16 protein-coding genes are annotated in these 19,473 nt (G+C 70.1%); 6 read left to right on the forward strand and 10 right to left on the reverse strand.

Annotation, left to right across the window (positions count from 1 at the left end; all coding sequences use genetic code 11):
- Window positions 1–60 precede the first annotated feature (60 nt).
- The 5 genes from JEQ17_RS07630 to JEQ17_RS07650 all read right to left on the reverse strand — a co-directional run bounded on the left by JEQ17_RS07630 (window position 61) and on the right by JEQ17_RS07650 (window position 6,580).
- A complete protein-coding gene (locus JEQ17_RS07630) occupies window positions 61–2,076 on the reverse strand; it encodes an endo-beta-N-acetylglucosaminidase (protein WP_200394500.1) in 2,016 nt (671 codons plus the stop codon).
- A 36-nt stretch (window positions 2,077–2,112) separates the two neighbouring features.
- Entirely contained in the window at window positions 2,113–3,330 is a 1,218-nt protein-coding gene (locus JEQ17_RS07635) for a glycoside hydrolase 5 family protein (RefSeq protein WP_200401365.1), read from the reverse strand.
- 114 nt (window positions 3,331–3,444) lie between these two features.
- Complete coding sequence (locus tag JEQ17_RS07640; protein WP_383390363.1) at window positions 3,445–4,356, reverse strand: carbohydrate ABC transporter permease; 912 nt, start codon at window positions 4,354–4,356, stop codon at window positions 3,445–3,447.
- Window positions 4,353–5,291, reverse strand: coding sequence for a carbohydrate ABC transporter permease (locus tag JEQ17_RS07645; RefSeq protein WP_200394501.1), 939 nt, complete (start codon window positions 5,289–5,291; stop codon window positions 4,353–4,355). The genes JEQ17_RS07640 and JEQ17_RS07645 overlap by 4 nt, the downstream gene beginning before the upstream one ends.
- Before the next feature lie 5 nt (window positions 5,292–5,296).
- Window positions 5,297–6,580 carry an ABC transporter substrate-binding protein gene (locus JEQ17_RS07650; protein WP_200394502.1) on the reverse strand — a complete coding sequence of 428 codons (1,284 nt, stop codon included), beginning with the start codon at window positions 6,578–6,580 and terminating at the stop codon, window positions 5,297–5,299.
- A gap of 259 nt (window positions 6,581–6,839) precedes the next feature.
- Here JEQ17_RS07650 and JEQ17_RS07655 point away from each other — a divergent pair, with 259 nt between their 5' ends.
- On the forward strand, window positions 6,840–7,943 hold the full coding sequence (locus JEQ17_RS07655; protein ID WP_200394503.1) for a LacI family DNA-binding transcriptional regulator: 1,104 nt from the start codon (window positions 6,840–6,842) through the stop codon (window positions 7,941–7,943).
- A gap of 163 nt (window positions 7,944–8,106) precedes the next feature.
- On the opposite strand, the gene JEQ17_RS07660 is transcribed toward JEQ17_RS07655, so the two are convergent.
- Both JEQ17_RS07660 and JEQ17_RS07665 read right to left on the reverse strand, forming a co-directional pair.
- A complete protein-coding gene (locus JEQ17_RS07660; protein WP_200394504.1) occupies window positions 8,107–9,681 on the reverse strand; it encodes an alpha-L-fucosidase in 1,575 nt (524 codons plus the stop codon).
- A gap of 57 nt (window positions 9,682–9,738) precedes the next feature.
- Window positions 9,739–11,646, reverse strand: coding sequence for a family 20 glycosylhydrolase (locus JEQ17_RS07665; RefSeq protein ID WP_234048115.1), 1,908 nt, complete (start codon window positions 11,644–11,646; stop codon window positions 9,739–9,741).
- A 264-nt stretch (window positions 11,647–11,910) separates the two neighbouring features.
- Between JEQ17_RS07665 and JEQ17_RS07670 the strand changes: the two genes are divergently transcribed.
- Entirely contained in the window at window positions 11,911–13,332 is a 1,422-nt protein-coding gene (locus tag JEQ17_RS07670) for an amidase (protein ID WP_200394505.1), read from the forward strand.
- Between the two features lie 132 nt (window positions 13,333–13,464).
- On the opposite strand, the gene JEQ17_RS07675 is transcribed toward JEQ17_RS07670, so the two are convergent.
- Both JEQ17_RS07675 and JEQ17_RS07680 read right to left on the reverse strand, forming a co-directional pair.
- Window positions 13,465–13,947: a GNAT family N-acetyltransferase gene (locus JEQ17_RS07675; RefSeq protein WP_200394506.1), complete on the reverse strand. Its 483-nt coding sequence runs from the start codon at window positions 13,945–13,947 to the stop codon at window positions 13,465–13,467.
- Between the two features lie 65 nt (window positions 13,948–14,012).
- Entirely contained in the window at window positions 14,013–14,183 is a 171-nt protein-coding gene (locus JEQ17_RS07680; protein WP_189839336.1) for a hypothetical protein, read from the reverse strand.
- Window positions 14,184–14,575: 392 nt separating this feature from the next.
- On the opposite strand from JEQ17_RS07680, the gene JEQ17_RS07685 reads away from it, so the two are divergent.
- The 4 genes from JEQ17_RS07685 to JEQ17_RS07700 all read left to right on the forward strand — a co-directional run bounded on the left by JEQ17_RS07685 (window position 14,576) and on the right by JEQ17_RS07700 (window position 17,835).
- The gene (locus tag JEQ17_RS07685; RefSeq protein ID WP_143634622.1) at window positions 14,576–15,664 is read left to right on the forward strand and encodes an S-(hydroxymethyl)mycothiol dehydrogenase; all 1,089 of its coding nucleotides are present in this window, start codon (window positions 14,576–14,578) and stop codon (window positions 15,662–15,664) included.
- On the forward strand, window positions 15,664–16,293 hold the full coding sequence (locus tag JEQ17_RS07690) for an MBL fold metallo-hydrolase (protein WP_200394507.1): 630 nt from the start codon (window positions 15,664–15,666) through the stop codon (window positions 16,291–16,293). Before JEQ17_RS07685 ends, JEQ17_RS07690 begins: the two co-directional genes overlap by 1 nt.
- 186 nt (window positions 16,294–16,479) lie before the next feature.
- Window positions 16,480–16,935 (forward strand): HD domain-containing protein, encoded by a 456-nt coding sequence (locus tag JEQ17_RS07695; RefSeq protein ID WP_200401368.1) that lies wholly within the window; start codon window positions 16,480–16,482, stop codon window positions 16,933–16,935.
- Window positions 16,936–17,022: 87 nt separating this feature from the next.
- Complete coding sequence (locus JEQ17_RS07700) at window positions 17,023–17,835, forward strand: SDR family oxidoreductase (RefSeq protein WP_200394508.1); 813 nt, start codon at window positions 17,023–17,025, stop codon at window positions 17,833–17,835.
- A gap of 71 nt (window positions 17,836–17,906) precedes the next feature.
- On the opposite strand, the gene JEQ17_RS07705 is transcribed toward JEQ17_RS07700, so the two are convergent.
- Window positions 17,907–19,403, reverse strand: a complete 1,497-nt coding sequence (locus JEQ17_RS07705; RefSeq protein ID WP_200394509.1) for an SDR family NAD(P)-dependent oxidoreductase — start codon at window positions 19,401–19,403, stop codon at window positions 17,907–17,909.
- Window positions 19,404–19,473 lie beyond the last annotated feature (70 nt).

Consider the following 19,473-nt stretch of genomic DNA (forward strand, 5'->3'; position numbering starts at 1 on the left):
GGTTGCTGCTCGGTGTCGGTGGTCAACACCGGCTTTCGACGATGACCACCTGGTCGGCGGTCACCAGGTGTGTGTGACGGTAGCGGGGGCCGACGCGGTGTAAAGCTCCCCCACGGCCCGCAGTTCGAACCTCGCCGTGGACTCACCGCCCTCGGGTGTCAATCCGCCGACGAAGAAGGCCCGCTGGGCGGTACCTCCGAGGAAGCGCCGGGTGCCGTCGGGCAGGACCCGGTGCAGCGTGTAGTGGCGTACGTCGCCGGGGACGGCCCGCCACGCGAAGCGCAGGTCGCCTCCCGAGGCGCCGGTGATGCTCAGGTCGGCCGGGACGGACGGGCTCTGGGCGGCCTGGTTCCGCACGGCGAGTCCGCCGAGCCGCCACTTCACGGCGCCGCCGGACCCGGTGAGCCGTACGCCGAGGCCGTGCACGGTGCCGCCCGCCGGGAGACCGGTCAGCCGTACGGTCGAGGTCCCCCAGCCGCTGCCCGCGGTGACCGGGAAGTACGTGTACGTGTACGGCCGGCCCGCGCCCGAGGGCTCGGCGGTGGCGACGGCCAGTTCGACCGTCGCGCTCCCCGAGTCGACGCGGTGGGTCAGTTCGACGACCGTGTCCTCGCCGAGGGGGAGCCTGGTCGCGTACAGGTCCAGGGTGGCGGGCGCGTCGAGGGCTCCGGCGACCAGGACGCTGCTGCCGCCGTGCCACGCGTCCGCGAAGTCGAAGGTGACGGCGGGGCGCGCGCCCGTCGTGCGTACGACCCAGCGCCGGGAGGGCAGCCGGTCCTGGAGGCCGAGGTGGTTCCAGGGGGCCGTCGAGGTGACCTTGCCGTCCTCGTACCAGCGCAGTCCGTGGCCGGTGTTGAAGGTGCTCGCGAAGGGGACCGAGGTCACCGTCGAGCGGTCGGCGACGGAGACGGCGGGGGCCCGCCAGGTGTCGGTGGCGTCGGGCTTCGCCGGATCGAGTGACCGTCCGGTCCAGAAGCGGTCGTCGGCTGCGTGGAAGTCGCCCGGGGTGCGTCCGGCGGGCAGGTGGTTGCGGGTCCACTCGGGCCGGTAGAAGCCCACCGAGACGACGTGCGATGAGCCGCTGGGCACCATGGCGTCCCAGTTCACTGAGCGGTTCCAGCCGTTGGCCTCCACATCGACGCCAGCCCACAACTCGTAACGGCTGCGGCCGAGTTGCTGGGCCGCCGTTCCCGAGGAGGCGAGGCTGCTCGACGACCAGCGGAAGTCGACGAACATCGAGTCGGCGGCCTGGAAGAACACCCTGTTCTGGTTGTTGAGGGCACCCTGCCAGCTCACCGAGCCGCTCACCGTCATGGAGTCGTACCAGGTGACGCGCTGCCCCTTCGCCGTGCCGAGCGTCTTGAGCTCGGTGAGAAAGCCGAGCATGTCGGTGGCGAGGGCGGCGTTCCCGCCGCTGGTCTCGGCGTTGATGAACCAGCCGTCGAACCCGTACGCCTCCGCTACCGCGACGAGCTGGGCGGCCAGCGGGTAGTGCCCGGACGCGTCCTTCTGCACCAGGTCCCGGGTCCACTGCAGCTGTCCGCCGTACGCGACGGGCGGCAGGAAGACATTGCCGAGGACGGGCACGCCGTGCCGGTGGGCGGCGTCCACGATCGGCGCGTTCGGGGCCAGGATCAGGCCCTCGCCGGAGGAGCCGCCCCAGAAGATCAGCTCATCGACGTACGACCAGTGGGTGAGGGCGTAGTAGTCGGCGTCGGCGGCGCCCTGCGAGGGGTTGCTCGCGGTCGGGCCGAAGGAGACCAGGGACTGGATACGGGCCTGGCCGGAGCGGGCCGTCGTGTTCGCCGGTGTCGGGGTGAAGCGGGCGGCGAGCGGCACGGACGCCGCGTTGAACGCCAGGTCGGTGTCGTCGGCGGCACGCCATGACTTCAGGCTGCGCCAGGTGATGCCCGCGCCCGGGGAGCCCGAGGGGAACGAGTCCGGGTACCAGTAGGACGCGTACGGCTGGAGTGCCGCGGCGGCCCTCGGCTCGGCGGTGGCGGGCGAGGCCGGGAGCAGGGCGGCCGCCGCCCCGGTGCCGGCGGCGAGCAGGACGGTGCGTCTGGTGGGGTTCACGAGCAAGTGCCTCCTTGTGGGAGTTCTTGTGGGGGTCTACGGAACCTGATCGGGAGTGACGACTTCGGTGATGCCGCGGGCGGCGAGGTGTTCCTCGTCGTCCGCGCGTGAGGCGAGCACGGTGGCCGGGCGGGCGCCGTCCGCGGTGAGCCGGAAGAACGCCTCGAAGACGGGTCCGCCGGGCGCGCAGAGCGAGCGGTCGGCGGGGCTGTCGGGGACGACGAGCGCGGTGGTGCGGGTCTTGGGCGCGTAGGTGTGCTCGCGTGCCGTGCGGGCCAGCGCCCGTGCACTGTCCTTGGGGCGGCGGTCGTTGGTCAACAGACCCAGCCCATACTCGAGTTCGGGGAAGTCGGCGAGATCGCGGGACACGTCGTGGGAGCACCACCAGGTGATGCCCCACAGATCGGTGCAGTCGAGTGCGTTCGCGACGGTCGCCTCCGTGAAGGCGGCGGCGTGTTCGGCGGGGACCAGCGGCGCCGGTGCGCCGACCTCCTGGAGCCAGACCGGACGGGACGGGTCGTCGGCCCAGGCCTTGGACAGCTCGATCAGATAGGCGGCGTGGTGCTCGGTCGCGACTGAGGTACGTCCGTGCCGCTGGGCCGTGCCGTTGAAGACCCACGAGTGCACGGCGGTCACCGCGCCGCGCCGGGCGGCCTGGGCCGGGGTGAACGGCATGTCGTCCTGGTACCAGGCCGCGTCGTACTCCGCGTGCAGATGGAGCCTGCCCGGCGCGCCCTTCTCACAGGCTGTGAGCATCCGCTCCAGCCAGGCGTCGATCTGCGCGGGCTCCGCCCGGTCGGGGTCGGGATGGGGGCCCGCCGAGAACTGGTTGACCTCGTTGCCGACGGTCATGCCGATGAAGTTGGGCCGGTCGGCGAGGGCCGCCGCGAGGGTCCGCAGGTATTCGGCCTGCCCCTCCACGACCTCGGGGTCGGTGAACAGATTCCGCCGGTGCCAGGTCTGCGTCCACGCGGGCAGGAAGTCGAAGCTGGACAAGTGCCCTTGCAGACCGTCGACGTTGACGTCGAGGCCGCGCTCGGCGGCCGCGTCCGCGAGGTCGACGAGCTGCTCGACGGCCCGCGGGCGGATCAGTGAACGGTTCGGCTGGAAGTAGGGCCAGATCGGGAAGACCCGGATGTGGTCCAGGCCGAGTGTGGCGATGGAGTCGAGGTCGGCCCGTACGGAGTCGAGGTCGAAGTCCAGCCAGTGGTGGAACCACCCTTCACTCGGGGTGTAGTTGACGCCGAAGCGCACGACAGAAGGCGGCATGCGGGAGTCCTGGTTCTGGGGTGCGTACGTGGGGGTGTGGGGCCTTGCGGGCCGGTGAGCCCGTCGTGATGTGGGTGGGTGAGCCCGTGGCTGCCTGGCTCAGCCCTTGACCGCGCCTTCGCCGACACCGCGGAAGAAGTACCGCTGGAGGCAGGCGAAGAGGGCGATCAGCGGTGCCACGGCGATGATCGTGCCGGCGGCGACGAGCCGTTCGTCGTTGGCGAAGGTGCCGTGCAGATAGTTGAGGCCGATGGTCAGGGTGAACTTGTCCGGGTCGCTGAGCACGATGAGCGGCCACAGGAAGTCGTCCCAGGCGCCCATGAAGGCGAAGATCGCGACGACGGCGAGAGTGCCCTTCACCGAGGGGAGGGCGATCCGCAGGAACCGCTGCCAGACGTTCGCCCCGTCCACGTAGGCCGCCTCCTCGATCTCGTAGGGGAGGTTGAGGAACGCGTTGCGCATCAGCAGGACGTTCATCGCACCGATGCAGCCGGGCAGGACGACCCCGATGAGGGTGTTGTTCAGACCGAGCTCACGCATCGTCGTGAACTGGGCGATGATGATGCCCTCGACGGGCACGAGCATCGCCAGGATGAACACGAGCGTGGTCACCTTGCGGCCGCCGTAGCGCAGCCGCGCGAGGGCGTAGCCCGCGAGCGCCGAACCGACGCAGTTGGTGACGACGTTGGTGGTGGCGACCTTCAGCGAGTTGAACGCGTAGTCCCACACGGGGATGGTGTCGGCGACCCGTTCGTAGTTGTGCAGGGTCGGATCGCTCGGCAGGAACTTGGGCGGCGAGCTGAAGATGTCCTCGGTCGGCCCCTTCAACGAGGTGGACAGCTGCCACACGAACGGCCCGACGGTGAGCGCGAGGACGGCGATCAACAGCAGGTAGCGCAGGGCGAGTTCCCACACCCGGACGCTTCGGCCGTGCTCGTCGGTGACGCGTTTGCGGCGGGGCGCCGCCGCCACGGCGGCCGGTGCCTCGCGCACCTTCTCGGCGACGCTCACGCGTCCTCCTTCCGGTCGGCGCGCAGCACGAGCAGCATCAGCGCGACGGTGACGACGAAGACGACGACCGAGATGGCGGAGGCGTAGCCGACGCGGCCGGTCAGGCCGGTGCCGGTGCGCTGCACGAGCATCACGAGCGTGGTGTCCTCGCCCGCCGGGCCGCCGTCCGGGCCGGCCATCAGATAGACCTCGGAGAACACCTTGAAGGCGGCGACCGAGGAGAGCGCGCCGACCAGCACCATGGTGGAGCGGACGGCGGGCACGGTGACCGTGAGGAAGCGGCGGAACGCGCCCGCGCCGTCCACCGACGCGGCCTCGTGCAGCTCGCGCGGCACATTGGCGAGCGCGGCCAGATAAATGATCATGTAGTAGCCGAGGCCCTTCCAGACCGTGACGGCCATGGCGCTCAGCAGGAGCAGCCACTGGTCGCTGAGGAAGCCGATCCTGCCGACGCCGATCGTCTCCAACAGCGAGTTCACCAGGCCGCGTTCGTCGAGCAGCCACACCCAGATGAGTCCCACCACGACGATGGACGCGACGACCGGGGTGTAGAAGGCCGACCGGAAGAAGGCGATGCCGGGGATGTTCTTCTGGACCAGGAGCGCGAGCAGCAGGGGCAGCAGTACGAGCGCGGGGACCACCCCGAGGACGTACAGCGTGCTGTTGCGCAGGCCGATCCAGAACATCTCGTCGTGCAGCAGCTCCCGGAAGTTGGCCAGGCCCACGAACTCGCCGGGGATCAGGGTCCGGCGGTCCGTGAAGGCGTTGACCAGCGTCGAGACGAACGGGTACAGGATGAAGATGCCGACGACCAGCAGTCCCGGGGCGGCGAACAGCCAGGGACTGGTGGGCAGTTGGCGCCGCACCCGTACGGCTCCGGAAGACGCGCCGCGGGCGGCGGTGCCGGAGGAAGCGGTACTGGAAGAACTCGCCATGTCGGTCAGCCCTGCTGCTGGAGCAGCCGGTCGCACGCCTTGACAGCGTTGTCGAGCGCTTCCTTGGGGCTCACCTTGCCCTGCAGCGCCTTGGCGACGGAGTTCCGCAGCTCGGTCTTCATCTGCTCGCTGAACAGGACCGGGGTGTAATTGACCGCGTTCTTCAGGGACTTGGCGGCGGCGATCCGGACACGGGTCTCGTCCGTGCCGTCCTCCTGGGTGAAGTACGGGTCGTCCAGCGAACCGGCGGTGCTCGGGAAGATCGCGACCTTCTTGGCGAACGACATCTGGTTCTGCGCGTCGGTGACGAAGTGCGCGAAGGCGACCGCGGCGGGCGTCCGCTTGGTCTGGGCGTTGACCATCACACCCATCACGTACATGTTGACCTTGCCGGTGCTGGTGATCTGGTCGGTGATGCCGATGTTCTTGTAGAGGTTCGGCGCCTGCTTCTTGAAGTTGCCGAGGTCCAGGGCGCTGCCCGGGTTCATGGCGACGGCCTCGGTCAGGAACTTCTTGCCCGACGACTCGGGGGTCGCGGTCAGCGCCTGCGAGTCAAGTGCCTTGGCGTCGTACAACTCCTTGTACTTGGTGAGGAGTTCGACCCCCTTGGCGTCGTTGAACGCGAAGGCGGTGCCCTCCTTGTTCATGAGCTCGACGCCGTACCGGCCGAAGTCCTCGATCGTGGGCACGTTCGCGAGGGTGGCGACCTTGCCGTCGCTCTTGTCGGCCAGCTCCAGGGCGTCGTCGAACAGTTCGTCGTACGTCTTCGGAGGCTTCGAGGCGTCCAGGCCGGCCTCCTTGAACAGCGACTTGTTGTAGAAGAGCGGGCCGGTGTTCAGATACCAGGGGAAGGCGTACGTGCCCTCCAAGCCCGGTATCTCGTGGCTCGCCCAGGCGCCCGGCAGGTACTCCTTCTTGTACTTCGCGGCGGACTTGTCGAGGTCGAGCGCGAGGCCCGCCTTGGCGAGCGGGGCGACGAGGTCCGGCGAGACGTTCACGACGTCGGGCAGGGTGCCGCCGGCCGCGTCCGCGCTGATCTTGTCGGCGTAGCCCTCGGCGGGCTGATCGACCCACTTCACCTTCGTGCCGGGGTACTTCTTCTCGAAGTCGGCGATCAGGCCCTCGAAGTACGGCTTGAAGTTGGCCCTCAGGTTCCAGGTCTGGAAGGTGATGTCGCCCTCGACCTTGCCGGAGGCGTCCGTGGAACCGCCCTCGTCACCTCCGGAACCGCAGGCGCTGAGCGGCAGTACCAGGGCGACGACAGCGGCGGCGAGTGCTCTGCGAGGCATGCGCACAGTGACCGGGCTCCTTTGCGACGGTGTGGGTCGGAGGTGACGGGCAGACCTTGCATCCATCCCGGTGGGGAAGTCAATGGATTCCGCCCCGCTAAATTCATTAGCTGAGCATAAGACCAGGTCATGAGCTTGCAGGTCGCCTCTTGCAACCGATCACTAATGCGCTTTAGAGTAACCTGACTCAAGCGCATTAGTGCGGAGCCCCATTGAGCAGGGCTTCATTGAGCACGGCTTCATGAAATGGGGAGCAAGGTTGCCAGCCAAGCGGTCTCCCGCGCGCCGGCCGACGATGAAGGACATCGCGCAGCGCGCCGGGGTCTCCGAGAGCGCGGTCTCCTTCGCGCTCAACGACCGGCCGGGGGTCTCCGAGATCACCCGGGACCGGGTGCGCCGGGTTGCCGAGCAACTGGGCTGGCGGCCCAGCACGGCCGCGCGCCAGCTGTCCGGCGAGGGCGCGGCGACGGTCGGTCTCGTCCTGGCCAGGCCCGCGGACACCCTGGGTGTGGACTCGTTCTTCCTGCAGCTCATCTCCGGCATCCAGGAGGTCCTGGCGGAGCGTCATCTCGGTCTGCTCTTCCAGGTCGTCGAGGACGTCGACGACGAGTGCGCGGTGTACCGGCGCTGGTGGGCGGAGCACCGCGTGGACGGGGTGCTGGTCGTCGACCCCCGGACGGACGACGCGCGCCCGGACCTGCTGGACGAACTGGGACTGCCCGCCGTCGTCATCGGCGGTGCGCCGGACGCGCGGCACCCGGGTCTGTCCACCGTCTGGGCTGACGACGCGGGCGCGATGGCCGCCGTCGTGGACGAGCTGTCCGCGCTGGGGCACCGACGGATCGTGCACATCGCGGGCCTGCCGGGCCTCGCGCACACCGAGCGCCGGATCCGTACGCTGCGTGCCGAGGCCGAGCGGCGCGGGCTCGCGGAGGTGCGCTCGGTGACCACGGACTACTCGGACGCGGAGGGGGCCGCCGTCACGCGGCGGGTTCTGGGGGGCGGGGTTCTGCGGGGCGCTGTTCAGGAGGGTGGCACTGTGGAGGGCAGCCTTGCGGAGGGCGGTTCGCCGCCGACCGCGCTGATCTATGACAACGACGTGATGGCCGTCGCCGGGGTCGCCGCGGCGACGGAGCTGGGCTTCTCGGTGCCGGGTGACGTCTCGGTCGTCGCCTGGGAGGACTCGGCGCTGTGCCGCATGGTCAAGCCGTGGCTGTCGGCGCTGTCGCGGGACACGGTGGAGTTCGGCCGGACGGCCGCGAAGGAGTTGACCTCGCTGCTGGACGGGGGGCCTGCGCGGGCCGTGCGGGTGCCTGTGCCGCGGTTGATTTCCCGGGAGAGTACGGGGCCCTGCGGGGCTTGAACGGGAGGGTGTTGGGGGTGGTCGTCGCTGTACGGCGGCCACCCCCTGTTTGTTGGGGCGGTGGGGCTGTGTTGCGGCGGCGGGTGTTGTGGCTGGTCGCGCAGTTCCCCGCGCCACTGAAAAGGCGCGCCCTGCTGAACGAGCGCGCCCTGGACTGGGGAAATCAGGTTCGCGAGCGGTACAGGGCAAACTGGGCCAGGTGCGGCCGTTGGCGTGACTGTGTCACTCGTACACGCCAGTGCCTTGCCCGTACGGGAGTCGGCAGGAGCAGGATGCGGCTCGCGCCGAGCGTGCCCGACCCTGCGACGCGCTTCCAGGCTCCCCCGGTGTGGGCCTCGACCACGAAGCCCTCCACCTGTTGCCCGTGGCGGATGTCCTCCGCGAGGCGGATCCGGTTCACTTCACGGGTTCGGCCCAGGTCGACCGTGATCGTGCCCGGGGAGGTGGTGACCCGGGCGCCGCGGGCCAGGTCCTCCGGCAGTTCGTTGTCGATTCGTTCGCGGAACTCTCGTAGGCGGGTGACGTCGGCGGCCGGGAGGAGGCCCTGCTTGTCCGGTGGGATGTTGAGCAGGAGTACCGCGTTGCGGCCCACCGAGCCGAAGTAGATGTCCGTCAACTGCTGTACGGACTTGGGCTGTTGGTCGGCGTGGTAGAACCAGCCGTCCCGGATGGAGACATCGGCCTCGGCCGGCCACCACTGGAGGTAGTCGGCCACGGGCTGCGCGGCGACCAGGGCGTCCCGGCCGCCCATGTCGGGTGCGTCGTACGAGAGCGCGAAGTCCATGCGCCCGTTGTCCTTCTCCTGGACGGGGACGACGCTCCACTCGTTCTCGCGGGCGAACCCGCCCTCGTTGCCGACCCAGCGCACGTCGGGTCCGGACACGGCGACCGTGGCGTCCGGGACGAGCGTCCGGATCAGCGTGTACCAGCTGTCCCAGTCGTACTTCTCGACCTTGTCCGGCGGGATACGGCCCTGGGCGCCGTCGAACCAGACCTCGTCGACGGGCCCGTACTCGGTGAGGACCTCGTAGAGCTGGTCGAGCATATGGGCGCCGTAGTCGGTGGCCGGGAGCGTGAAGGTGGGTCCGTCCGGGCGGTCGTCGCCCGGGACACGGGTGGGGATGGTGCGCTCGGAGCGGGCACTGCCATTGGCGTACACGCCGTGCAGGTACTGGTTCTCGTCGGCCGGGGAGATGTAGACACCGACCTTGAGACCGTGGCGCCGCATCGAGTCGGCGAACGAGCGCAGGACGTCGCCCTGTCCGCCCTGCCAACTGCTCGACGCCACCGAGTGGTTGGTGTAGCGGGACTGGTAGAGCACGAAGCCGTCGTGGTGCTTGACGGTGAGGATGGCGAGCTTGAAGCCGCCGTCGCGCAGGGCACGGGCCCACTGGTCGGTGTCGAGGCCGACCGGTTGGAAGAGGTCGGGGTCCTCGTCCCCCATGCCCCATTCGAGACCGGTGAAGGTGTTCACGCCGAAGTGCAGGAAGGCGGTGCGTTCGAGGGCCTGCCAGGCGATCTGCCGTTCCGTGGGCCGGACTTGGGACGCCTTGCGGACCAGTTCCTCCGGGGTGTCGTCGGGGCTGACGGGGATTCGGTACCACGGTTCTTCGGCCGAGGCGGAGGCCGAAGCGGAAGCCGTGGAAGCGGATGCCGAGGACGCCAGGGCCAGGGACGTACCGCTCGACGCCACGAGCGAGGCGGCGGCCGTGACGAAGAGACGTCTGGAGACTGCCATGCGGGTCGGACTCCTCAGGTCAGGGGGCAACGGGGCTGCGGGCTACAGCTCTGTCGGTCACCCGGCGGTCAACTGCCATACGGCGGGGCGCTGTTGGTCCGGCGGGTACTGCACGAGGCGACCGTCGTCGGTCACGTGCACGGCCATCTGTGTGATCGCGTTGACGAGCCGGTAGCCGTCCTGTGCGGGCGCCAACTGCCAGCGCTGGAGGGTGTTCCCGGTTGCGCAGGTCTGCCGGGACACCTCGACACCGGGCTGGAGCGGCACATTGAGGGTGAGCTTGCCGCCACGCACTTCGAGACATCCGTTCGCGGTCCTCAAGGTCACGTAACCGTCCGGGGTGCGCTTCACCTCGGCCGTCACGGTCGCGGTCCCCGCGCGGAAGGTGTACGTCCCGTCCGCGACCGGCACACGGGTGAGGTACCGCCATCCGGGCGCGTGGCCCACGGCTGCCGCGCGGGCGGTGAACTGCGCGTACGTGGCGTCCGGGTGGGGGGTGCCCCAGGTGGCCTGCGCGATGTGCCGCAGTGCCGGATCCGTGTCGACCGCGACCTCGTTCTCGGTCTCGCCGCGCCCGTTGTCGGGCCAGAGACTGATCTTCGCCCCGGTGATGCCCTCGCGCGAGGCGAGCTTCTCGCCCTCGAAGCTGCGCGGGTCCCAACTCTGGTCGTACAGGCCCTTGGTGTCCGAGTGGAAGCCGCCACGCACGAGATAGAGGGCGTACGCCGCGTTCATCAACGGATAGCCCTGCGCCCGGAGTTGGCTGGGCTTCGTCGCCACGTTCAGCCAGTGCTCGACCGTCGTCCCGGCCGTGACGGGCACGGTGTTGGCTCCGGTGAGGCCGTCGTTCCAGATGCGCAGCTTCTTGCCCTTGCCCGCCGCGTAGCTGTGGACGCGGTTGACGAAGTCGATGAACGCGTCCTGGGGCGTGGCGTTCGCGCCGTACTTCGCCCTGGCGTACTCCAGGACCTGCGGGTACTTGGCGAAGTCGGAGCCGAGCATGTACTCGTCGGCGCCCATGTGCCACGAGTCGGCCTTGAAGACCTCCGCGTACTCGTCCATCAGGCTCGTGTAGTAGGCGAAGGCCTCGGGGCGCGTGATGTCGAGCCGGGAAGGCTGCTTGTTGCCGTCGGAGTCGGTGAGCTGGAGATCCGGGCGGTTCTCGATCCACGGGTCCATGTGCCCAGGGGAGTTGATCTCCGGGATGATCGTGACGTGGTACTTCTCGCCGAGGGCGACGAGGCGTCGCATCTCGTCCTTGGTGTAGTAGCCCCAGGTGTTGGCCTCGGGGTGCGCGTCGCTCTTCACCTTCAGTTCGAGGAGCAGCTGGTTGAGCTTGTTGTACGCCATGTCGCGTACGAGGTTCTCCAGCCAGTCCGTCGTGATGTGGATGTAGCAGGCGCAGACGCCGACGCCGCGCTCCTCGTACTGCGGCACGTCGACCGTGCGCCCGGCGGGCAACCGGTCGCCCTGGGCGAGGAGTTGGAGGATGGTCCGGGTGCCGTAGAAGGCGCCGGTCTCGGTGGCGCCCGTCACCGACAGGCGTTTGCCCGCGCGGAGTTCGTACCCCTCCTCGCCGAGCCCCGCCTTACCGAGCCCCTCCTTGTCGAGCGCGGCCCGCTTCGGCGCGACATCGACAACGATGTCTCCCGTACGCGCTCCCCCGCTGACCACAGGGACGCTTCCATGGCCTGCCGCGCGCAGGTCGTCGGCGAGGGTGTCGGCGACACGGCGCTCGGCCCTACCGTCCGCGACGAGACGTGTGCCGCGCCCGTAGACGTACTGTCCGGATTCCGGCACCCAGTCGGACAACGCGGGGACGGTGACAGGGGTCGCCGGGCCGGCCTCCTCGGCCCCTCCGGCCGCCTGGGCCGCCGGGACCGGGGCCGCGAGCAGCAGCAGCGCCGCCACCACGCCGACCAGCCGGGACCGTCTTGGATACGTACTCCTGGCATCCGTGCGCACGGGCACCTCCCAATCATCGGAGGTGTGATGATTGAGCCGGCTTCAGGGCCTGTCAATGGGGTCTGAAGTCAGCCAAGTTGACCCAGTGGTCGGATGACCTGCCACTCCACGCGAACGACGGACCGAGCTCGGCGCGAAAAGTCCAAGAGGACCGGAGCGAATGTCCAAGCGCGGTGGCTCTCGACGGGATGCCCCACGCCGGGGCACAGTGCTCCTCGTACTAGCTCGTACTCACCGGTAATCACACGCCCCCGAGGAGCCATCGTGACCAGCTGGGCCGGCCGGACCGCCGCCGAGATCGCCGCCGCCGTACGGGAGAAGCGGGTCACCCCTCGCGAGGTGGTGGCCGAGCACCTCGCCCGGATCGAGCTGCTCGACGCCCGCGTGGGTGCCTTCCGCACGCTGCGCGCGACGGCGGCGCTCGCCGAGGCGGACGAGGTGGCGGCCCGCGCCGACCTGGCCGAACTCCCCCTCGCGGGCGTGCCGGTGGCGGTCAAGGACAATCTGGCCGTACGCGGCGAGTCCACCCGCAACGGCACCGCCGCGAGCCCGGACGCTCCGGCCGACGAGGACCATGTCACCGTGGCGCGGCTGCGGGCGGCGGGTGCGGTCGTGGTGGGGCTCACGAATTGCCCTGAACTCTGCGTCTTCGGCACCACCGAGGGCGTGTACGGCACGGCCCGCAATCCGTGGGACACCACGCGCACGGCGGGCGGCTCGTCCGGCGGCAGCGCTGCCGCGGTCGCCGCCGGCATGGTGCCCATCGCGCTCGGCAACGACGGCATGGGGTCACTGCGCATACCCGCCGCCAACTGCGGGCTGATCGGTCTGAAGCCGGGGCATGGTGTCGTCCCGGCGGGCATCGGCCATGGTGACTGGTTCGGGATGTCAGAGAACGGGCCGCTGGCGACGACGGTCGAGGACGCGCGACTGATGTTCTCGGTCCTGGCCGGAACGAGAGCCGAGACGGGGGCTGGGACAGAAGGCGCGGCGGGGGTCGGGCCCGAGGCCGCGACCGGCGGCGTACGGGCCGGGGAATCCGTCACCCGGACGGTCGCCGTCTCCGTGCGGAGTCCGCTGGTGGGGGTTACCGTCAGCCGGCCCTACGCCGACGCGGCCCGTGAGGCGGGCGAGTTGCTGGCGGGTGCGGGGCATCGGGTCCGGCGGGCGGATCCGCCGTATCCCGTGTGGCTGGGGACGACCTCGCTCGCGCACTGGACCGCGGGGACGGCGGTGGATGCGGAGGGGCTCGATCCGCGGCGGTTGGCTCGGCGGACCCGGGTGCACGCGGCCTTGGGGCGGCGGTTTGTGGGGTCTGTGCGGGGTGGGGTGCGGCGGGAGCAGTTGCGGGAGCGGTTCGAGCCGTTCTTCGCGGAGCACGAGGTGTTGCTGACGCCCGCCCTTGCTCGGCGGGGGCCCGCTGCGGCGGAGTGGCACCGGCGGGGGTGGCTGCGGAATGTGTTGGTCAACACGAATTATTCGCCGTTGACGCCGCCGTGGAATCTGACGGGGTGGCCGGCTGTGGCTGTGCCGTTCGGGACGCTGGCGTCGGGGGTGCCGGGTGCTGTCCAGCTGGTGGGGCGGCCCGGTAGTGAGGCGGTGTTGCTGGAGTTGGCGGGGCAGTTGGAGGAGCTACGGCCTTGGAGGCGGACGGCTCCGCTGGGGGGTGCGGGGGAAGGGTTGTAGGTCGGCTGCGGGTTGGCTGTGGCTGGTCGCGCGGTTCCCCGCGCCCCTGAACAACCGCGGTTGCCGTTGACCTGGATGAGAACGCCGCTGCCTACTGCCCTGAAGACGGCAGTAGCTCTCGTTCCTGGCCCGTCAGAGAGCCCGGTGCATGACGTGCAGGCCCACCCTGCCTCGGGTCGGGTGGTCGTAGGCGTCCGGGATCGTGCCAACGATGGTGAAGCCCAGGGAGAGCCAGAGGTTGAGCGCGGGGTTGGTTTCGACTACCGCGTTGAAGACCATCGCTCGGTAGCCGTCGGCCTTGGCCGAGTCCAGGATGTGGTTGGCCAGGGCGCGGCCGATGCCTCGGCCCGAGTGGGCGGGGTCGACCATGAAGCCGGCGTTGGCGATGTGGGAGGCGGGGCCGCCGTAGTTGGGGGTGACGTAGGCGGAGCCGACCACCGCTCCGGTGGCGTCCTCGGCGACGTACACGCGCTTGCCCTGGGCCATCCACAGGGCGCGGGCGTCCTCCTCGGACGTGTCCGGGTCCCACGCGTAGGTCTCGGCGGCGGCGACGATCCGGTGCCAGAAAGGCCAGATCCGCGGCCAGTCACCGGCCGCGGCTTCTCTGATCAGCATGGACGTGAGTCTGGCACGCCCATGCCGATCAGCGATCGTGCGGGTCCTGCGGTGGACCTGGGCGGTCAGTCCACGCTGGGCAGGATGTGGGGCTCGGCGAGGTCGTCCTCGTAGCCCGCCAGGCGGATGGGTGCGGACCTGGCCCAGACGTCGAGGCTGCCGAGCTTCTCGGCCCGGCCTGCGTGCTCCGTACGTTCCTTGGGACCCTGATCGAGATTCGTCTTCTCCGGTGTCACCGCGCACTCCTTTTGTGTCGGTCACCCTCGGGGCGTGCAGGACCACTCTGCTACTGGTCGCCTGACGCCCGCTCGGGTCTGAGTAGAGGCAGTTCGGACGCGGTGGCGCCAGTCAACTCATATGAGAGCAGGCCGTGGTGACCGGCTTGTCCCGGGACGGACCGTGGGTGTGGGTGGGACCCAAATAAGCTGTCCGTCCCGTACAGGGTAACCAAATGAGCGGACGTCCGCTCGATGGGGCTGAAAACAAGGTGTAACCGTCTGAAGTCTTTCAGGGTCCGTTCAGGCCTCGGTCGGGCGTGTTTCACTCGGTTGTCCACAGGCTCGGATCCACTCGACCGGCCCTGTGCCAACATGATCAACGCCCCATTGTCCACGCGAAGGAGCCCGACATGGCCGCCCAGCAGGTACGCGGTGTCATCGCCCCCGGTAAGAACGAACCGGTGGAGATCCGGACGATTCTCATCCCGGACCCGGGTCCCGGCGAGGCCGTCGTGAAGGTGCAGGCCTGCGGGGTCTGTCACACCGACCTGCACTACAAGCAGGGCGGCATCAGCGACGACTACCCGTTCCTTCTCGGCCACGAGGCGGCCGGTGTGGTGGAGGCGGTCGGCGAGGGCGTCACCGACGTGGCGCCCGGCGACTTCGTCGTCCTCAACTGGCGTGCGGTGTGCGGCCAGTGCCGCGCCTGTCTGCGCGGCCGCCCCTGGTACTGCTTCAACACGCACAACGCCAAGCAGAAGATGACCCTGGAGGACGGCACGGAGCTCTCCCCCGCCCTGGGCATCGGCGCCTTCGCCGAGAAGACCCTGGTCGCGGCCGGCCAGTGCACCAAGGTCGACCCGTCGGTGTCCCCCGCGGTCGCGGGCCTCCTCGGCTGCGGTGTGATGGCGGGCATCGGCGCCGCCATCAACACGGGCAACGTGGGCCGTGGCGACTCGGTGGCCGTCATCGGCTGCGGCGGCGTCGGGGACGCGGCGATCGCCGGCGCCAACCTGGCCGGTGCCGCGCGGATCATCGCCGTCGACATCGACGACCGGAAGCTGGAGAAGGCCCGCACGATGGGCGCCACCCACACGGTCAACTCCAAGGAGACGGACCCCGTCGAGGCGATCCGCGAGCTGACCGGCGGCTTCGGCGCCGATGTCGTCATCGAGGCGGTCGGCCGCCCCGAGACGTACAAGCAGGCGTTCTACGCCCGGGATCTGGCGGGCACGGTGGTCCTGGTCGGTGTGCCGACACCGGAGATGAAGCTGGAGCTGCCCCTGCTGGACGTCTTCGGCCGCGGCGGCGCCCTCAAGTCGTCCTGGTACGGCGACTGCCTTCCCTCCCGCGACTTCCCGATGCTGATCGACCTCCACCAGCAGGGGCGCCTCGACCTGGCGGCCTTCGTGACGGAGACGATCGAACTGGACGCGGTGGAGCAGGCCTTCGACCGCATGCACCAGGGTGACGTCCTGCGCTCGGTGGTGATGCTGTGATGGCCGCCCGTATCGAGCACCTGGTCACGTCGGGCACGTTCAGCCTGGACGGCGGCACCTGGGACGTCGACAACAACGTCTGGATCGTGGGTGACGACTCCGAGGCGGTGGTCATCGACGCGGCGCACGACGCCGACGCCATCGCCGAGGCGCTTGGCGACCGCACGCTGAGGGCCATCGTCTGCACCCACGCCCACAACGACCACATCGACGCGGCCCCCGCCCTCGCGGCCCGCACCGGCGCTCCGATCCTGCTCCACCCGGACGACCTCCCCCTGTGGAAGCAGACCCACCCGGACCGCCTGCCGGACGGAGAACTCACCGACGGGCAGCAGCTGTCCGTGGCGGGCGTGGAGCTGACCGTCCTGCACACGCCGGGGCACGCGCCGGGCGCCGTCTGTCTGCACGCCCCGGAGCTGGGCACGGTCTTCACCGGGGACACCCTGTTCCAGGGCGGCCCGGGCGCGACGGGCCGGTCGTTCTCCCACTTCCCGACGATCGTCGAGTCGATCCGGACGCGGCTGCTCGCCCTGCCGCCGGAGACGGTGGTCCGTACGGGCCACGGCGACTCGACGACGGTCGGCGCCGAGGCCCCGCATCTGCAGGAGTGGATCGACCGAGGGCACTGAGCCGAGGCCGCCGAGAGACAACACCGCCCGCCCCCGGAACCGTGGCCCGGGGCGGGCGGAGCGCGGCGGGGCGTCCCGGGGGCATTCCACGGCTCGCAGTTCAGTTCCCGTTGGTTCGGTTGAAAGCTGGCCATGATCTGCTGACGCGTGGCAACGCCCTTTCTCGCCCGCAGGGAGGACTGGCGCATGGAGCTGCGCAGTGTCGAAGAGCTGATGGATCTGCTGCACGCCTGCCGAGGGTCCCGGAACACCGCCGGCCACGGCGGCGCTCCGGTCGATCTCCACGACCACGCGCTGCAGACCGCGGCGCTGCTGCGTCGAAGTCGCCCCGCCGACAAGGAACTCCAGGTGGCGGGGCTGGTGCATGTCATCGGGCAGCTGTTGCGACCCGGTGATGTCGCGGGACACGCGGACCACGCGGCCGACACGGTCCGTCCGCTGCTCGGCGAGCGCGTCTCCCGTCTCGTACGCCTCCACAGGGACGGGTGGGAGGACGACCCGGTCATGGAGGACGTCCAGACCCTGCGGCAGGCGGACGAGGCCTCGTGGGCGTCTGGTCTGGACGCGGGGGTCCTGGAGGACTGGCGCACGGTGCTGGAGCTGGTCGCGGCACGTCACGCACGGCCCAGGACCGTCGGCTGACCGCCACGCGCCCACCGCTCGACCACAGCTCAACCGCGCTCCGACGCAGGCCTGTTGACTGACGGTCCGTCATGAGACCGTACGCGGATGACGTCGTCGTACGGACTTCAGGGCAGGGTCGCCGTCGTCACCGGGGCCTCGCGCGGGATCGGGCTGGCCGTCGCCGAGGGGCTGGTGGCGGCGGGGGCACGGGTGTGTGTCACGGGCCGGGGCGCCGAGGACGTGCGCCGGGCCGCCGCCGGGCTGGGCGCCGTGGGGATCGCGGGCACCGTCGCGGACCCCGCGCATCTGCGGGAGCTGGCCGAGCTGGCGATGGACGAGTTCGGCCGTATCGACATCGTGGTGAACAACGCGGCGACCAACCAGCCCTACGGCCCGCTCATGGACGCCGACCCGGAGCTCTGGCGCGAGGCATTCACGGTCAACGTCGAGGCACCGCTGCGGCTGGTCCAGTACGCGTGGCGGGCCTGGATGGCCGACCACGGCGGCTCGGTGATCAACATCTGCACCGAGGGCGCGACGCACGTGGGCCCGAACGTCGGTGCCTACTCCACGACGAAGGCAGCCCTGCTCCACATGACCCGACAACTCGCGGGCGAACTGGCCCCGAGGGTCCGGGTCAACTCCGTCTCCCCCGGTCTCGTCCGCACCGAGATGGCCCGCTTCGTATGGGAACAGGCCGAGAACGACCTCGCGGCCGGCCTCCCCCTGGGCCGCATCGGCGAACCGGAGGACATCGCGAGGGCGGTGCTCTGGCTGGCTTCGGACGCGGCGGAGTGGATCACGGGAACGGACTTGCTGGTGGACGGCGGAACAAGAGTGCGCGCAGCGCACACGGCAACGCCGTACGCCGTGCACGAGCGCCTGCGCTCACAAGCCCCGGGGCGCGACGCCTCCTGACCCGCGTGGTCGGCAGCGCCCCGTAAGGGGCGCGGGGAACTGCGCGACCAGCCGCCCACACACCCGCAGACTCACCACTTGCCGGGCGCGTAGTCCTTCAGGAAGACCCCGAACAGGTCCTCACCCTGTTCCCCCCGCACGATCGGGTCGTACACCCGGGCCGCCCCGTCGATCAGATCGAGCGGCGCGTGAAAGCCCGCGTCCGCGAGCCGCATCTTGTCCGGATGCGGCCGCTCGTCGGTGATCCACCCGGTGTCGACCGCGGTCATCAGGATGCGGTCCTTCTCGAACATCTCCTGCGCACTGGTGCGCGTGAGCATGTTGAGCGCGGCCTTGGCCATGTTGGTGTGCGGATGACCCGCACCCTTGTAGCCGCGGTTGAAGACGCCCTCCATGGCGGAGACGTTCACGATGTACGTCCGGTCGGCCCCGGCGGCAGCCATCGCCGCGCGCAGCCGGCTGATGAGGATGAAAGGCGCGGTGGAGTTGCAGAGCTGGACCTCCAGGAGCTCGACCGGCGTGACCTCCTCGACGGCCTGGATCCAGCTGTTGGTGTCGTGCAGGTCGGGCACGAGGCCGCCCGCGTCGATGGCCGTACCGGCCGCGATCCGCTCAAGGGACGCCGAGCCTGAGATGAGCGCGAGGTCGGTCACGTCCTGCGCGGTCAGCGCGCCGCCCCCGGCCACCGGAAGCGCGGACACGGCTCCGGAGCCGAACGTGCCGATCACCTCGGCGGGCGGCAGTTCACCGGCGGGCAACGGCCCCGACTCGGCGGCGAGCAGCTCGCTGTAGGCGCCCGGGGAGCGGCGTACGGTCTGCGCGGCGTTGTTGATGAGGATGTCGAGCGGGCCCTCGGCTGCGACGGAGTCGGCGAGCGCGACGACCTGGGCGGGGTCGCGCAGGTCGATGCCGACGATCTTCAGTCGGCCGATCCACTCGTCGCTGTCGGGCATGGCCTTGAAGCGGCGGATGGCGTCGTTCGGGAAGCGCGTGGTGATCGTGGTGTGCGCGCCGTCCCGGAGCAGCCGCAGGGCGATGTACATGCCGATCTTGGCGCGGCCGCCGGTGAGCAGCGCACGCTTGCCGGTGAGGTCGGCGCGGGCGTCACGGCGGGCGCGGTTCTCGGCGGCGCAGTTCTGGCAGAGCTGGTGGTAGAAGTAGTCGACCTCGACGTACCGCGCCTTGCAGATGTAGCAGGAGCGGGGGCGCTGGAGTATCCCCGCGATCTGGCCCTCGTCCGTCACCGACGACGGCAGGATGCCCTCGGTCTCGTCGTCGATGCGCTGGGCGGAGCCGGTGGCCGTGGACTCGGTGACCGCCTTGTCGTGGGCGGTCTTGGCGGCCCGGCGCTCCTGGCGGCGACGCTGCTTGACCGTGCGGTAGACGCCCGCGGTGGCGCGGCGCACGGCGATGGCGTCGGGGTGGTCGACCTCGATCTTCTCGAGCTCGTCGAGCACGCTGAGGCAGACGGCCAGCCGCTCCGGGTCGATACCGGGACCGTACGAGCCTTCCGGGGCCTCTACCGTGTCCACGGCGGGGGCCGCCTGGCTGTCCTCTGTCACCGTCATCGCCGTTGCCGTTCCTAGGGTTCCGCGCCGCGCTCGAACCGCGTTCGCTTTGGAAGGCGGAATTTTACGG

This window comes from Streptomyces liliifuscus (genome assembly GCF_016598615.1).
Lineage (GTDB): Bacteria > Actinomycetota > Actinomycetes > Streptomycetales > Streptomycetaceae > Streptomyces > Streptomyces liliifuscus.

Coding starts and splice junctions, on each gene's coding strand:
- JEQ17_RS07645 (WP_200394501.1), bottom strand. CDS start 5,291: ATGGCGAGTTCTTCCAGTACCGCTTCCTCCGGCACCGCCGCCCGCGGC.
- JEQ17_RS07650 (WP_200394502.1), bottom strand. CDS start 6,580: ATGCCTCGCAGAGCACTCGCCGCCGCTGTCGTCGCCCTGGTACTGCCG.
- JEQ17_RS07660 (WP_200394504.1), bottom strand. CDS start 9,681: ATGGCAGTCTCCAGACGTCTCTTCGTCACGGCCGCCGCCTCGCTCGTG.
- JEQ17_RS07675 (WP_200394506.1), bottom strand. CDS start 13,947: ATGCTGATCAGAGAAGCCGCGGCCGGTGACTGGCCGCGGATCTGGCCT.
- JEQ17_RS07685 (WP_143634622.1), top strand. CDS start 14,576: ATGGCCGCCCAGCAGGTACGCGGTGTCATCGCCCCCGGTAAGAACGAA.
- JEQ17_RS07690 (WP_200394507.1), top strand. CDS start 15,664: ATGGCCGCCCGTATCGAGCACCTGGTCACGTCGGGCACGTTCAGCCTG.
- JEQ17_RS07695 (WP_200401368.1), top strand. CDS start 16,480: ATGGAGCTGCGCAGTGTCGAAGAGCTGATGGATCTGCTGCACGCCTGC.
- JEQ17_RS07700 (WP_200394508.1), top strand. CDS start 17,023: ATGACGTCGTCGTACGGACTTCAGGGCAGGGTCGCCGTCGTCACCGGG.
- JEQ17_RS07705 (WP_200394509.1), bottom strand. CDS start 19,403: ATGACGGTGACAGAGGACAGCCAGGCGGCCCCCGCCGTGGACACGGTA.